13 protein-coding genes are annotated in these 14,714 nt (G+C 41.8%); 9 read left to right on the top strand and 4 right to left on the bottom strand.

Annotated features, from left to right (window positions below):
* Position 1: 1 nt before the first annotated feature.
* Complete coding sequence (locus tag Xbud_RS06430; protein ID WP_099135282.1) at positions 2-634, bottom strand: helix-turn-helix domain-containing protein; 633 nt, start codon at positions 632-634, stop codon at positions 2-4.
* Between the two features lie 313 nt (positions 635-947).
* Here Xbud_RS06430 and tus point away from each other — a divergent pair, with 313 nt between their 5' ends.
* A complete protein-coding gene (tus, locus tag Xbud_RS06425) occupies positions 948-1,874 on the top strand; it encodes a DNA replication terminus site-binding protein (RefSeq protein ID WP_099135281.1) in 927 nt (308 codons plus the stop codon).
* Positions 1,875-1,964: 90 nt separating this feature from the next.
* On the opposite strand, the gene fumC is transcribed toward tus, so the two are convergent.
* Positions 1,965-3,359, bottom strand: a complete 1,395-nt coding sequence (gene fumC, locus Xbud_RS06420) for a class II fumarate hydratase (RefSeq protein ID WP_099135280.1) — start codon at positions 3,357-3,359, stop codon at positions 1,965-1,967.
* 173 nt (positions 3,360-3,532) lie between these two features.
* On the opposite strand from fumC, the gene manA reads away from it, so the two are divergent.
* The 3 genes from manA (at position 3,533) to add (ending at position 7,570) form a co-directional block, all read left to right on the top strand.
* Positions 3,533-4,708 (top strand): mannose-6-phosphate isomerase, encoded by a 1,176-nt coding sequence (gene manA / locus Xbud_RS06415; RefSeq protein ID WP_099135279.1) that lies wholly within the window; start codon positions 3,533-3,535, stop codon positions 4,706-4,708.
* Between the two features lie 171 nt (positions 4,709-4,879).
* Positions 4,880-6,403 carry a YdgA family protein gene (locus Xbud_RS06410; RefSeq protein ID WP_099135278.1) on the top strand — a complete coding sequence of 508 codons (1,524 nt, stop codon included), beginning with the start codon at positions 4,880-4,882 and terminating at the stop codon, positions 6,401-6,403.
* Positions 6,404-6,568: 165 nt separating this feature from the next.
* On the top strand, positions 6,569-7,570 hold the full coding sequence (gene add, locus Xbud_RS06405; RefSeq protein ID WP_099135277.1) for an adenosine deaminase: 1,002 nt from the start codon (positions 6,569-6,571) through the stop codon (positions 7,568-7,570).
* 43 nt (positions 7,571-7,613) lie between these two features.
* On the opposite strand, the gene Xbud_RS06400 is transcribed toward add, so the two are convergent.
* Positions 7,614-8,621, bottom strand: a complete 1,008-nt coding sequence (locus tag Xbud_RS06400) for a bile acid:sodium symporter family protein (protein ID WP_099135276.1) — start codon at positions 8,619-8,621, stop codon at positions 7,614-7,616.
* Between the two features lie 39 nt (positions 8,622-8,660).
* Positions 8,661-9,701 (bottom strand): oxidoreductase, encoded by a 1,041-nt coding sequence (locus tag Xbud_RS06395; protein WP_099135275.1) that lies wholly within the window; start codon positions 9,699-9,701, stop codon positions 8,661-8,663.
* Positions 9,702-9,841: 140 nt separating this feature from the next.
* Here Xbud_RS06395 and Xbud_RS06390 point away from each other — a divergent pair, with 140 nt between their 5' ends.
* From Xbud_RS06390 to rsxD, 5 genes are all read left to right on the top strand, one after another.
* The gene (locus Xbud_RS06390) at positions 9,842-10,282 is read left to right on the top strand and encodes a DUF2569 domain-containing protein (RefSeq protein WP_099135274.1); all 441 of its coding nucleotides are present in this window, start codon (positions 9,842-9,844) and stop codon (positions 10,280-10,282) included.
* Positions 10,283-10,407: 125 nt separating this feature from the next.
* Positions 10,408-10,989 (top strand): electron transport complex subunit RsxA, encoded by a 582-nt coding sequence (rsxA, locus tag Xbud_RS06385; protein WP_047680103.1) that lies wholly within the window; start codon positions 10,408-10,410, stop codon positions 10,987-10,989.
* Positions 10,989-11,612, top strand: a complete 624-nt coding sequence (gene rsxB / locus Xbud_RS06380) for an electron transport complex subunit RsxB (protein ID WP_099135273.1) — start codon at positions 10,989-10,991, stop codon at positions 11,610-11,612. The genes rsxA and rsxB overlap by 1 nt, the downstream gene beginning before the upstream one ends.
* Complete coding sequence (gene rsxC, locus Xbud_RS06375) at positions 11,605-13,617, top strand: electron transport complex subunit RsxC (protein WP_099135272.1); 2,013 nt, start codon at positions 11,605-11,607, stop codon at positions 13,615-13,617. The genes rsxB and rsxC overlap by 8 nt, the downstream gene beginning before the upstream one ends.
* Positions 13,618-13,629: 12 nt before the next feature.
* Positions 13,630-14,709 carry an electron transport complex subunit RsxD gene (rsxD, locus tag Xbud_RS06370; RefSeq protein ID WP_099135271.1) on the top strand — a complete coding sequence of 360 codons (1,080 nt, stop codon included), beginning with the start codon at positions 13,630-13,632 and terminating at the stop codon, positions 14,707-14,709.
* The last annotated feature ends 5 nt before the right edge of the window (positions 14,710-14,714 follow it).

Raw genomic sequence — 14,714 nt, 5'->3', positions numbered from 1 at the left:
ATTAATAATGTGATTCTGTTGGTAATAAATTAACCTTGCTTAAATAACCATCAATTATTTCAATGTGTTTGTCTTTTTTTAGAGAAAATAATATACGCTGTATACAACTACGTGAAAGTGTGCATCGCTGTTCTATATATTTGATAACAGATATATTTTCTCTGAAATCGTCTGGCAAAGTGATAAGGCGGGATAATAAGCTGCATACAATCTCTTTAGCGCCATGACGAAATATACTGATATCCCTCGCATATAAAAAAGCCATTTTATAAGAGACTACTCTCATCCACTCCCTGTAAAGATCGTGTTTCTTTATAGCACCTAACGCACTAATACGAGGTAATTGATATATCTTACAGTCAGGGCCAAGTTCGATAGAGTAATAAACTTCTGCACCAGAATAGAAAGATAAGCCCAGAACATACGGTGAAAACACTGTTGCAATGATTAAATCATCACCTAGCCTGCGAATATTTACATATCCCTTCTCAAGTAAAAAAAACTTAGCAAATTCACGCTCAACTTTAATCAACGTACCTTGTGTTGGTTGTTCAGATGAGACTGACTCAGAATATGGTAATAATGTATCAACGATCTTGGTAAAAGAATTTACTGGCTTAATTAATTTATTCATATTAAACCACCTCTGCATGTAAATTTTACAAATAAAATTTTTAAAATTGAAAGAATTTCTTATGAGTTTGCTAACTAATTAGTTATTCACGATCACTAATTTAAAAAATTAAGGGGATACTTGTTTTTAGTTTTTAACACAATCTATAAATGTTTATCAATAACCCATTTCAAAGATTAATTCTCCTTATCTGCCCTATTTGACTTTATTTTTTTCTTTTTTGGGTGGTTGAGCTGTTTTTTGATTTTGTTTAATAGTATGTTGTAACTAAATGAGTAAAAAATCGTTGGCTTGAAAATCAGAGCAATAAGATATGAATAAATACCTTTCAATAGAATCACTTACATCCTGTTTTAAAAAACAGGAAGAAAAATTGGCTGAGCTGATTGAGTTGTTGATAAAATATCCGCTTATTGATGCCCGGGTATTTCAATTACCACAAATTGAAAAAGGCGAAGAACATGAGCAAATTACCGAAATTAATGTGAATCCATTACAAGGAAATGAAGCACTTAGCTTAGGTTTAAGCTTCTATCAGAAGCTATTCATACACCATAACCACCCTAATATCAGCAGCAAAGCAGCAAGTCGATTGCCAGGCGCACTATGTTTTTCTGTAAGCCACCAGCAATATAAAACTGCAATGGATGTTATAAAAGAAGTTAATCAACTCAAAGCCGAGCTGGAAAACATCGTAACTAAAGAATCAGGGGTTAGCAAAGAGCAACGATTTGAATTTGTCCACGATCATTTACGTGGTTTAATTACCTTAAATGCCTATCGCACGATAACTCCCCTCGTGAACCCAGATACCATCAATTTTGGTTGGGCCAACAAAAACATCATTAATAAAGTGACCAAACAACAAGTTCTTGAACGGTTGGAAAAAAGTTATAATGCCGGAAAAGCCGTTCCCCCCTACTCCAGCGATCAATGGGCTGCATTGGTTGCATTAGAAATCACAGATATCAAAAAGCTACCCGATGATGTAGTTTTGAAAATTAAACGACCAGTAAAAGTACAACCCATAGCTCGCGTTTGGTATTCAGAAATACAAAAACAGGTTCAGTATGCCTGCCCTCTGCCAATCATCGCTTTTTATACTGAAAACAGTGAGATCAAACCCAAAGTGGGTACGTTATCGAACTATAATGCCAATGCAATCAAATACCGCCATAAACCTAAAGCAAAACCACTTGAGCTCGTGATACCGCGTTTACACCTTTATCGGGAAATATAAGGCGACCAATTTGGCTGATGTAGAAATAGAAAAACCGGAGGATTTACCCTCCGGTCTTACATCAGCCAATACCAAAATCAGCAAGAGTTATTATTTCATGCTGCCAACCATATCTTCCGGGCGCACCCAAGCGTCAAATTCAGCTTCGGTCAGATAACTCAGTTGCATTGCTGACTGTTTTAGAGTCAGACCTTCTTTATGTGCTTTCTTAGCGATTTCTGCCGCTTTGTCATAACCGATATGGGTATTCAGCGCAGTTACCAGCATCAGAGATTCATTCAACAACTGAGTAATACGGGCACGATTAGGCTCAATACCGATAGCACAATGTTCACTGAAACTGCGCATACCGTCCGCCAGCAAACGAACAGACTGCAAGAAATTATGAATAACCATTGGGCGGAAGACGTTCAGCTCAAAGTTACCAGATGCGCCGCCAATGTTAATCGCTACGTCGTTACCCATGACTTGCGCACATAGCATAGTCATCGCTTCACACTGAGTCGGATTAACCTTACCTGGCATAATAGAGCTGCCCGGCTCATTTTCAGGAATGGAGATTTCACCGATTCCACAACGAGGGCCAGAAGCCAGCCAGCGAATATCATTGGCAATTTTCATCAATGATGCAGCCAAACCTTTCAATGCACCATGGGAATGAACCAGTGCATCACAAGTACCCAGTGCTTCAAATTTATTTGGTGAAGTTACAAAAGGTTGCCCGGATAATTCAGCGATCTTTTTCGCAACACGAACTGCATATTCAGGATGAGTATTCAAGCCCGTTCCAACGGCTGTTCCACCCAGCGCCAATTCACATACATGAGGAATGCTATCTTCAATGTGTTTCAGATTATGAACCAGCATTGCGGCCCAACCTGAAATTTCCTGACCTAAAGTCAGAGGTGTCGCATCTTGCAGGTGAGTACGACCAATTTTTACAATGTCTTTAAATGCTTCTGCTTTATCTGCCAGTGTTTTTTGCAGTACTTTCAGCTCAGGCAATAGATGCTCACTCAATGCGATAACGGCCGCAACATGCATTGCTGTTGGAAACACGTCATTCGAACTTTGACTCTTGTTAACATCATCATTAGGATGGATCAAGCGTTCATTGCCTCTTTGACCGCCAAGGATCTCACTACCACGGTTCGCCAGCACTTCATTCATGTTCATGTTGCTTTGAGTGCCCGACCCCGTCTGCCAGATAGCAAGAGGGAATTCTGTTGGGTGTTTGCCTTCTAATACCTCTTTCGCCGCAGCGATAATTGCCTCACCACGTTCCTTCGGTAAGAGGCCCAGATCCATATTGACACTGGCCGCAGCCTGTTTAGTCAATGCAAGAGCATGGATCAATGCAACTGGCATTTTCTCCTGAGAAATACGGAAATGTTCCAGTGAACGTTGAGTCTGCGCTCCCCATAATTGGTCAGCAGGTACTTCAATTGGCCCCATTGAGTCTTTTTCAATGCGAGTGGCTGCCATTACTATCTCCTTAGCACACAAAATAATTGAATACGCCAGATCAAACTTTGCAGATAAATTAGTCGGCATTTGTTTATAGTGCCATAAATTTACTATCGATAATGCGACCTAATCGTGTTTATTGTATTGTTGTTATATAAGTAGGTATATTTTTTATTATAGGAAATCCAGCCATGCTGAAAATGACCAACCAGATCCAACATTATGATTGGGGGAGTAAAACCGCCCTGACAAATATTTATGGCATCGAAAATCCTGACAATCAGCCAATGGCAGAATTATGGATGGGAGCACATCCGAAATGCAGTTCTCAGGTTACTGATCCTGCAACAGGCGAACCTATCACATTAAAACAGCTTATCGCTCAAAATCCGGAAAAGTATTTGGGTAAAAAAGTAGCGGATCAATTCCAACGTCTGCCATTTTTGTTTAAAGTGTTATGCGCCGCTCAACCTCTTTCTATTCAGGTACATCCTGATAAACCATCAGCAGAAAAAGGGTTTGCTAAGGAGAATGCTGCGGGTATTCCTTTGGATTCACCACAACGCAATTACAAGGATGATAACCATAAGCCAGAGCTAGTGTATGCACTAACGCCATTTAAAGCGATGAATGCTTTCCGGCCTTTACCAGAAATTGCTGAGCTTCTTAGTTACGTTTCTGGCGCACATCCCAATATCCAAACATTTATGCAAAACCCCACTGAGCAAAATTTATCATTTCTTTTTTCTCAGTTACTGACCATGCAGGGCAAGCAGAAAAGTTTAGCCATCGCAGTATTAAAATCAGCATTAAATAGCCGCCGGGGAGAACCTTGGGATACCATCAGAAAGATGACTGTGTTCTATCCTGATGATAATGGCCTGTTTACCCCTCTTCTGCTCAATATCGTTGAACTGCAACCAGGACAGGCAATGTTTCTCTATGCCCGCACTCCTCACGCTTACCTTGAAGGTATTGCATTAGAAGTTATGGCTAATTCAGATAATGTTCTGCGTGCTGGTTTAACCAGTAAACATATGGATGTCCCTGAATTAATGGCTAATCTGGATTTTATCTCTAAATCGGCCGATACGTTGTTAACTATCCCAACTCAGGAAAAAGACGCTCTAAATTACCCTGTTCCCGTCAACGATTTTCATTTTTCAATTTATACTGTTTCAGCACAACCGATAGTATTAGAGAATGATTCTGCATCAGTTCTATTTTGCTTTGATGGTCAGGTGACTATAAATTCTGGTAAGCAAGAATTGAGAATAGTCTCAGGTGAATCAGTCTTCTTATCTGCTATAGAGAAAATCATGACTGCTCATGGCAATGGGAAACTTGCCAAGGTGTCAAATAAATAGATTAAATTCATATAGTTATACTTTTACCCATTGGTTGTTAATCACATTTTTATTGAAAAGCGATTAAAAGTTCTTTAGTTAACCTATACAATTAACAACTTTTTTTACCCAAAGACATATCGCATATATCCCAATGATATTGTATGCGCAAAATAAGGATGGAATTCCCACATGAAAAAATCGTTAGTAGCTGTAAGCGTAATTGTTGCTTTAGGTGCAGCGTGGACAGGTGCGTCCTGGTACACAGGGAAGAAAGTTGAAGCTCGTTTGGATAAAACAGTCCAGAAGATGAACACAGAACTTACAGATGCATTCCCCGATAGCAGGCTTGAAATGCAGGTAAAAGATTTCCAGCGTGGTATTTTCAGCTCTGACGTCCGTTTTATCCTGAGTGTAAAAGATGATGCAAAAAATGCGGGCATGAAACCAAACGAAAAAATAATCTTCAAATCTCATATCGATCATGGCCCATTCCCAATTTCAGTCCTGAAAAAATTCAATTTCGTCCCTAAAATGGCCTCTATCCATTCAGAAATTGAACAGAGTGATCAACTAAAAGAACTGTTTGAAATTACTAATGGTAAATCTCTGTTTAACATTGATGCTAGTGTAAGTTATAGCGGCAATTTATCTTCCAATATTGAGATTGTGCCAGTCGAACATACGAATAAAGACGGAACTAAGATCACTTTTTCCGGTGCCAAAATCAACACAGATATCAGCCGTGATTTAAGTGAGCTTTCTTTCAGTATCAAAAGCGATGAACTGACCGTAGATGTACCTTCAGAAAAAAGAATTATCACTCTCAAGGGTATTGATTTTAACGCTGGTGACAATAAAAAAGGTAAATTCGATCTCTATTTGGGCAATCAAAACTATGCTATTGGCGAAATAACCTCGAAAAGTTCCAATGGTAAAGACGATTTCCTTCTCACGAATTTAAAAATTTCAACCAAAATGAGTGAAAACAAGGAGAACGTGAATACTGGTGTTGCTTATGAAATCGATGGACTCAAAATGGGCAATCTGGATTTCGGTTCAGGTAAACTCGTGTTTAACGCAGATAATTTGGATGGTCAAGCCGTTCATAAATTTTCGCAAACCTACAATGATATTATAGCAAAATCATTTTCTACCAAAGAGTTAGAACAATCATCTCAGAATATGGCCGCTGATCTTTTCAGCCACTTGCCAATACTGCTGAAAAACAATCCACACTTCAGTATCGTGCCATTTAGCTGGAAAAACAGTAAAGGTGAAAGCACATTAGATTTTAAGATTGCGCTGCAAAACATTCCTGAAGATCTGAATAAAATCGCTCAAATGGGAACAGAAGAACAGCTCCGTACCCTACTCCAGGAATTATCACTTAATGTCAAATTGTCTAAGCCCATGCTGATTGAACAAATCACCAAATCAGGCGAATATTTAGGTGAAGATAAAAACAAAGCTGAAAAAACCGCTAACATGCAGGTTCAATTTATAGCCGCTCAAGGTGCTGCACTTAACGTTGTGACTAACACCGATGACGCCATTGACCTCAACCTCCACTACGCCAACGGCAAAGTGAAATTAAATGGTAAAGAGTCCAGCTTACATCAATTCCTGCTTGATAATCACCTCATCGACTCCCATGATAATGCAGGTGAATCAAATCAGCATGATAGTGAAGCTGAATTTCCTGCTACTGAGTAATAGAACAGAACCCGATTAGGGTTCCCTACAAGAAAGTACACGCTGAAGGTTAAAAAGACCGACACAGTAAAAACATCGTAAAAAAAACGATAAATAGTGCTTTCATTGCCAGTCAATGCGTTGACTGGCTTTTTTGTATATTTTTCTGATAAGAAGGACAAAAAAATGATTGATACACAGCTTCCACTCACTGACTTACACCGTCACCTTGATGGTAACATTCGCTCTGAAACCATTCTGGATCTTGGTCGTCAACATAATATCGCTCTCCCTGCTTATGAACTGGAAACTCTGCGTCCCCATGTCCAGGTCATTGAAAATGAGCCAAATCTTATTAGCTTTCTGCAAAAACTTGATTGGGGTGTTGCTGTACTGGCTGATTTGGATGCTTGCCACAGGGTTGCGGTAGAAAACGTAGAAGATGCAGTCAATGCCGGACTGGATTATGCTGAACTCCGTTTTTCACCTTACTATATGGCAATGAAACACCAGCTTCCGGTTGAAGGTGTCGTAGAAGCTGTCATTGACGGTATTCACGCCGCCAGCAAACAACACGCTATCCAAATTCGCCTGATTGGTATTCTGAGCAGAACATTCGGAGAAAAAGCCTGTTCTCAAGAATTAGCAGGCTTGCTTGCCCATAAACAACATATTACTGCGATGGATTTGGCAGGTGATGAACTTGGTTTCCCCGGGCAGCTGTTTGAACCACATTTTATCCAGGCACGTGATGCGGGTTGGAACATCAGTGTACACGCAGGAGAAGCAGCCGGCGCAGAAAGCATCTGGCACGCGATCCGCAAGTTGGGAGCAACCAGAATCGGCCACGGCGTTAAGGCTATCACCGATCCTGCGCTCATGGATTATCTTGCGGAAAACCGCATTGGTGTTGAATCCTGCCTGACATCAAACCTGCAAACCAGTACCGTCAGCTCCTTATCAGCTCACCCGCTGAAAAAATTCCTTGAGCATGGCATTCTGGCATCAATCAATACCGATGACCCGGCCGTTGAAGGAATTGAAATTCGCAATGAGTACAACGTTGCTTCGCCTGCCGCTGGACTATCGCCAGAACAGATACGACAGGCACAGATTAATGGGTTGGCAACAGCATTCCTGAGTGAAACAGAGAAACAAGCATTAAGCGCTAAAGTTGCAAACCGCTAACAGATGATAACAAATCGTACTTTTTACTTTTAAAGGCAGAAGATCACTCTGCCTTTTTTCGGCGGGCAGCATACCGATTTGCAAGTACCGCACAGACCATCAATTGGATTTGATGGAAGATCATTAACGGCAACAGCATAATGCCAACCATTGCAGCCGGAAATAAAACATTCGCCATCGGCACTCCATTGGCGAGGCTTTTCTTGGAGCCACAAAAAACGATGGTAATTTCATCTTCTTTGCTGAATCCAAATAAGCGTGAGCTGCATACATTAATGGTTAATACCATTGCCAGCAGAACACAACAGACAATACCAATCATAACCAGTGAATAAGCATCAATTTTATGCCAAATGCCTTCTACAACCGCTTCGCTGAATGCAACATACACCACCAGTAAAATAGATGAACGATCCGTCACATTGACCAACTTTTTATGCCGTTCTACCCAATCGGCAATCAATGGGCGTGACAAATGACCAACAATAAAAGGCACCATTAATTGCAGGATAATATCTTTTATCGCTTTCCATGTATCAGGATGAACAGCACTATTACCAGTACTATCACCAACACCATCATGAATCTGGATCAGAAAACCAACAAGTAATGGAGAAAGAAAGACTCCCAACAGACTAGATGCTGAAGCACTGCATATCGCGGCAGCTACATTTCCTCTGGCAACAGAAGTAAAAGCAATCGCTGACTGCACAGTGGCTGGTAAAGCACAAAGATACAAAAATCCCATATAGACCGTTGACGACATCCATTCCGGTACAATGAAATGTAACCCCATACCTAATATAGGGAATAAAACAAAAGTACTAAAAAAAATAATTAAATGCAGACGCCAATGCCCTATTCCTGCCAGAATCGCATCACGTGAAAGTTTGGCTCCATGCATAAAAAACAGCAATGCAATAGCTGCCGTAGTTAAATGTTGGAACCACGTCTTTACTTCTCCTTCACAGGGGAAAAATGACGCAATCATTACTACGGTAATCAGTGTTAACAGAAAAGGATCGATTTTTAACTTTTGCCACCAGCCCATCAATGCCATTCCTCTTACTTTAAAGTTAATCAATTGAGGTTAATCAATCACCACAGTACGTTGCTCTTTCGCTGATTTTTCACCTGCCTCAATCAACTTCATAATCAAGATAGCTTCATCTGCGGTCACAGGGTTAGGTTTTCCTGTCAAGATAGCATCACGAATAGCAGCATAATAAGCACCATAGTTACCCGGTAAATTAGGAATGGCTTGCGTAATCAAGCCATCACCTTGTGACAACGTCACATATCCATAGCGCGCATCATAACCCCAACCTTCCTGCGATGGCTTTTCGCCTGCTTTCAAACACTCTTCCTGTGTATCTAAACCATATTTTATGTAACTGCCCGCCATTCCATGCAGGGTATAAATGGGAGATTCCGCTGCTACAAGCATTGATGCATGTAATACCACTTTTAACCCGGGATACTTGAGTTGTGCATGAAAATAATCTGGTGTTTCAGCATTTGGGCGTATCATACCTAAGTCTGTTGTAATGGCTTGAGGCTTACCAAAAAACTGAACTGCCTGATCCAATAAATGAGGGCCCAAGTCATACCAAATCCCACTACCCGCTCCTGCCGCTTCTCTCCAGCGTTGACGAACAACCGGACGATAGCGATCAAAACGGGATTCATAATACTTTAATTCTCCCAATACATTTTCTTTAATCAGCGATTGAACGGTCAAAAAACCTGCATCCCAACGACGATTATGGAATACAGACAACAATAAGTTAGCATCTTTCGCCTGCTTCTTAAGTGCCTCTGCCTCTTCCACCGTAACCGTAAAAGGTTTATCAATCACAACATGCTTACCAGCAGACAATGCTTTTTGCGCTAATGGGTAGTGGGTATCGTTGGGAGTCGGGATAACAATGAGGTCAATATCTGGATCGTTGAATAACGCTTCTGGTGAAGAGACAACATTAATGGTTGGCCAATCTTTTTTAACTTTTTCTATATCACTACTGGAAATGGCAACTAACTCAACATTTGGCGTCTCTGCAATTAATGGTGCATGAAATGTCTTACTGGCATAACCATATCCAACCAAACCAACTTTCAGAGAATTACTCATAACTGCCTCTTAACATTTGTTAAACTATTATAACAAAGCATCAGAAAATACCACCAGCTCTTATTCATTAGCAAATAATCTTAATTCCTGTGTTACTATCTTTTGGTATCTGAATACCCATCATGGAGAGAATATTTTTTATGTATCAATCCAATGATTATTACCGTATCAACGGTTGGTTATTGGCTCCTGCCGCTTATTTAATCATGACGCTTATCGCTGCCAGTTCAATGTTAGTGTTATATGTCATAACTTTTTTTCAGCAAGGCAATGTCATTCACCAAACAGGAGGTAATTTCACTATCCTGTGGTATATCTCTGTATTAACCACGGCTATTATGTGGTGTTTTACGTTTTGGGTATTAAAGTTGCTTTTTATTCGTTCAAAACGATTCCCACGTATTTTTATCATCTGGTTAACACTTTCTGTTCTTATTGCCATTAAAACATTTGCTTTTTCTCCTATTCCCGACGAAATGGCTATTCGCTCACTACTTTGGCCCCTATTAGCTGCTGCTGTTTTTGTTCCTTATATCAAGCGCTCTTATCGGGTTAAAATGACTTTCACACAAGATCGATAACATCCCCTAAAATTGATTGTTATCATTGCCCCCGCTTGCCTCACCACAAGGCGGGGGAGTTTCTGTCATTTTCACGACTATAAACATATATTGTTTTCATCAAATCTCTTATTTTCAGGATAGCAATGACTGAATACCTTCTTTTATTTATTGGCACGGTCTTGGTCAATAACTTCGTTTTAGTGAAGTTTTTAGGCTTATGTCCATTTATGGGAGTATCCAAGAAACTCGAAACTGCCATTGGCATGGGGATGGCAACCACTTTTGTCCTGACCCTCGCCTCTATCAGTTCATGGTTGGTAAATACTTTCATTCTTGTTCCGCTGGATCTGGTTTATTTACGCACCTTAAGTTTTATTCTTGTGATTGCCGTTGTTGTCCAATTCACCGAATTAGCAGTTCGCAAGACCAGCCCTGCACTCTATCGCTTATTAGGCATCTTCCTGCCATTGATAACAACAAACTGTGCTGTGCTTGGTGTGGCTTTGCTGAACGTCAATCAATCACATAATTTTTTACAATCTGCGATATATGGTTTCGGGGCTGCCGCTGGATTTTCCCTTGTCATGGTGCTATTTGCCGCAATTCGTGAACGTTTGGCGGTTGCCAATATTCCGGCCCCTTTTCGTGGTTCATCGATAGGGCTTATTACTGCTGGGTTAATGTCCCTTGCATTTATGGGCTTTAGTGGTTTGGTGAAATTCTAATGATATCTTTATGGATTGCTATCAGTGTATTAAGCATACTCGGGTTAATCTTTGGGTTAATTCTGGGTTTTGCCGCTCGCCGTTTTAAAGTGGAAGAAGATCCGATTGTTGAAAAAGTCGATAATCTGCTGCCACAGAGCCAATGCGGGCAATGTGGTTATCCGGGTTGTCGCCCTTATGCAGAAGCTGTTGCCAACAATGGAGAGATGATCAACAAATGTGCCCCGGGCGGAGAGCAAGTGATGCTCAAGATGTCAGAATTACTGGGGGTTGATCCACAACCATTGAATGGCGATGAAAGCATACAAAACCCGGTTAGGAAAGTTGCCTTCATTGATGAAGAAAATTGCATAGGTTGTACAAAGTGCATTCAGGCATGTCCTGTTGACGCCATTATCGGCGCAAATCGCGCAATGCACACTGTAGTTGAAGATCTCTGCACTGGCTGTGACTTATGTGTCGCACCTTGCCCGACCGACTGCATTACGATGATCCCCGTTGCAACCACAACATCAAACTGGAAATGGGATTTAAACTCCATTCCGGTTAAAAATATTCCAGTTGAGCCAGAACCCATGTTGATATCTTCTGCTAAGCCTGTTGAGGTTAAAGCCAATGTTTAATCTATTCAATTTGCTTAACAAAAACAAAATATGGGATTTTGATGGCGGTATTCATCCACCAGAGATGAAGCTGCAATCCAGCCGTACGCCATTACGCTATGCTCCGTTACCAGAAGAATTGATTATTCCCTTACAGCAACATATTGGCCCGGAGGGAGAGCTACTGGTTAAAGCCGGGGACAAAGTACTTAAAGGCCAACCGCTGACAATAGGGATTGGCAGAACTGTACCCGTTCATGCATCCACTTCCGGTACTATCACGGCGATTGAACCTTGTGTTACAGCCCATCCTTCTGGGTTGAAAGAACTCTGTGTCCGCCTGCGTCCAGATGGAGAAGATCAATGGTGTGAACGCATCCAAACCGCGGATTACACATCCCTTGATGCTGATACTTTGCTGCAACGTATTCATCAAGCCGGTATTGCTGGTCTTGGTGGTGCAGGATTTCCAACCGCCGCAAAATTAAAAGGTGGTGGAAGTCATATCAATACTTTGATCATCAACGCAGCGGAATGTGAGCCTTATATCACGGCTGATGATCGCTTGATGCAGGAACATGCCGGTGAAATTATCGAAGGCATACGCATTTTGATACATTTGCTCAATCCGAAACAGGTTTTGATCGGGATTGAAGATAACAAACCTGAAGCAATTGATGCCCTGAAAAATGTTCTGAAAGACGATAAATCGATTGCCGTGCGCGTTATCCCAACAAAATACCCATCCGGTGGTGCAAAACAGCTCACCAAAATCCTGACGGGCAAAGAAGTCCCTACTGGCGGACGTTCTTCCGGTATTGGTGTTCTTATGCAAAATGTTGGTACGGTGATGGCCATCAAACGAACCATTATTGACGGAGAACCCTTAATCGAACGCGTTGTCACTCTGACGGGAGAAGCCATCAACTCACCGGGCAATTTCTGGGCTCGTTTAGGTACACCTGTTCAATTTCTGTTACAACAAGCCAAATTTAAACCTCAGTCAGAGCAAATGGTCATTATGGGTGGGCCATTAATGGGCTTTTCTTTACCTGATCTGAATGTGCCTATCGTCAAGATCAGCAACTGTATACTTGCCCCTTCCACCCAGGAAATGGAACCTAAAGCGACTGAAGAAGCCTGTATCCGTTGTGGATTATGTGTTGAAGCTTGTCCGGCCGGGTTATTACCCCAGCAACTTTACTGGTTCAGCCGTGGTCAAGAGCATGAAAAAGCCAAGAACCACAACTTATTTGACTGCATTGAGTGTGGTGCTTGTGCTTACGTATGCCCTAGCAATATTGCTCTTGTTCAGTATTATCGGCAGGAAAAAGCCGAAATACGCGCTATCGATGCCGAAGCTCGCCGATCAACTGAAGCTAAGCTTCGGTTTGAAGCTAAACAAGCACGTTTGGAACGCGAGAAACTGGCTCGCGAAGAACGCCATAAAAAAGCGATAGTTCAAATAGACAATCAGGATAAAAGTGCTGTACAGGCGGCTCTCGCTCGCGTGAAAGAAAAACAGTCCAACGCTGGCGAGTCAATCACCGTACAAGCCGGGCAATCACCTGATAATGCAGCAGCCATTGCAGCACGCAAAGCCAGAAAAGAGCAATTACGTGCTCGTCAGACAGAAAAACAGGTATCGAATACTCAAACCACAGCAACAATAACATCCGCTGAAAGTGAAGATCCTCGTAAAGCTGCTCTTGCCGCAGCTATCGCCAGAGCAAAAGCGAAAAAGGCCACACAACAAAACCAAGAAGTGACAACGTCACAAGAAATTTCACAACAAAATAGCATGGATGAAAAACAAGATCCCCGCAAAGCCGCTGTCGCAGCCGCCATTGCCCGTGCAAAAGCAAAGAAAGCCGCTCAAACTCAGCCTGAACCTGCTCCACAACAAGAAGCTCAAGCCGTGGTTACCGAAGAGGTTGATCCCCGTAAAGCTGCTGTCGAGGCCGCCATTGCCCGCGTAAAAGCGAAAAAAGCCGCTCAAGAAAAACAAGAAACTCTAACAGAATAGTGACATTTATCGATGAAATTTAGGCCAGTCAAAACTGACAATAACCTGTTAAAAGTCGCCAGTTCGCCTTTTACACACAGTAAGAAAAATACCAGCCAGCTTATGTTATGGGTGGCTTTAGCTGCTATACCGGGTATCGCAGTGCAAACCTATTTCTTTGGCTATGGAACTTTGATCCAAATCCTGTTGGCAATCATTACCGCATTGATGGCTGAATCTGTAGCTATTGCATTAAAGAAACAACTGGTCATTCCCTACCTTAAAGATAATTCGGCATTAGTGACCGGATTACTGCTTGGCATTAGTCTGCCGCCGCTGGCACCGTGGTGGTTGATCATACTCGGTACTTTCTTTGCCATCATTATTGCTAAACATCTTTATGGCGGGCTTGGACAAAATCCATTTAATCCGGCTATGGTAGGTTATGTTGTCTTACTTATTTCATTTCCTGTACAGATGACAAGCTGGATGCCACCAGCCTCGTTACAAATCATGACGTTGACTCCGTGGGATTGCCTGATGGTGATCTTTACAGGACACACACCTGATGGTTCGACTCTGATACAACTTCAACAAGGAATTGATGGATTAAGTCAGGCTACGCCACTGGATAGCTTCAAAACCGGCAGACTGACCCACAACATTAATGAAGTATTACAGCAACCGATATTGCAAGGTACTCTGGCAGGAATTGGCTGGCAGTGGGTCAATGTGGCTTACTTGTTTGGTGGATTAATCATGCTGAATCGCAAAGTGATTAACTGGCAAATCCCGACCACATTTATCCTTGTACTGGGAAGTTGTGCTTTAGTTAGCTGGCTGATCGATCCAAGCCGTTATTCACCTCCTTTATTGCAAATTTTTTCCGGCGCAGCCATGTTAGGCGCATTCTTTATTGCGACGGATCCGGTCAGCGCATCAACTACACCGAAAGGCCGTTTGATTTATGGAGCCGTAATTGGTTTGCTGATTTGGGTTATCCGTGTCTATGGTGGCTATCCAGATGCCGTGGCTTTCGCTGTTTTATTAGCAAATATCTGCGTACCACTTATCGACAATTACACACAACCCCGTGCTTACGGCCATAAATAAGGGAG

Source organism: Xenorhabdus budapestensis (assembly GCF_002632465.1).
GTDB classification, from domain to species: Bacteria; Pseudomonadota; Gammaproteobacteria; order Enterobacterales; family Enterobacteriaceae; genus Xenorhabdus; species Xenorhabdus budapestensis.
The sequence above is the reverse complement of the archived record's forward strand: the minus strand, read 5'-3'. Positions and strand labels throughout refer to the sequence as shown.

Bases quoted from the DNA above. Each gene is read 5' to 3' on its own strand.
- Xbud_RS06430 (WP_099135282.1), bottom strand. From the start codon at position 634: ATGAATAAATTAATTAAGCCAGTAAATTCTTTTACCAAGATCGTTGAT.
- tus (WP_099135281.1), top strand. From the start codon at position 948: ATGAATAAATACCTTTCAATAGAATCACTTACATCCTGTTTTAAAAAA.
- fumC (WP_099135280.1), bottom strand. From the start codon at position 3,359: ATGGCAGCCACTCGCATTGAAAAAGACTCAATGGGGCCAATTGAAGTA.
- manA (WP_099135279.1), top strand. From the start codon at position 3,533: ATGCTGAAAATGACCAACCAGATCCAACATTATGATTGGGGGAGTAAA.
- Xbud_RS06410 (WP_099135278.1), top strand. From the start codon at position 4,880: ATGAAAAAATCGTTAGTAGCTGTAAGCGTAATTGTTGCTTTAGGTGCA.
- add (WP_099135277.1), top strand. From the start codon at position 6,569: ATGATTGATACACAGCTTCCACTCACTGACTTACACCGTCACCTTGAT.
- Xbud_RS06400 (WP_099135276.1), bottom strand. From the start codon at position 8,621: ATGGGCTGGTGGCAAAAGTTAAAAATCGATCCTTTTCTGTTAACACTG.
- Xbud_RS06395 (WP_099135275.1), bottom strand. From the start codon at position 9,701: ATGAGTAATTCTCTGAAAGTTGGTTTGGTTGGATATGGTTATGCCAGT.
- Xbud_RS06390 (WP_099135274.1), top strand. From the start codon at position 9,842: ATGTATCAATCCAATGATTATTACCGTATCAACGGTTGGTTATTGGCT.
- rsxA (WP_047680103.1), top strand. From the start codon at position 10,408: ATGACTGAATACCTTCTTTTATTTATTGGCACGGTCTTGGTCAATAAC.
- rsxB (WP_099135273.1), top strand. From the start codon at position 10,989: ATGATATCTTTATGGATTGCTATCAGTGTATTAAGCATACTCGGGTTA.
- rsxC (WP_099135272.1), top strand. From the start codon at position 11,605: ATGTTTAATCTATTCAATTTGCTTAACAAAAACAAAATATGGGATTTT.
- rsxD (WP_099135271.1), top strand. From the start codon at position 13,630: ATGAAATTTAGGCCAGTCAAAACTGACAATAACCTGTTAAAAGTCGCC.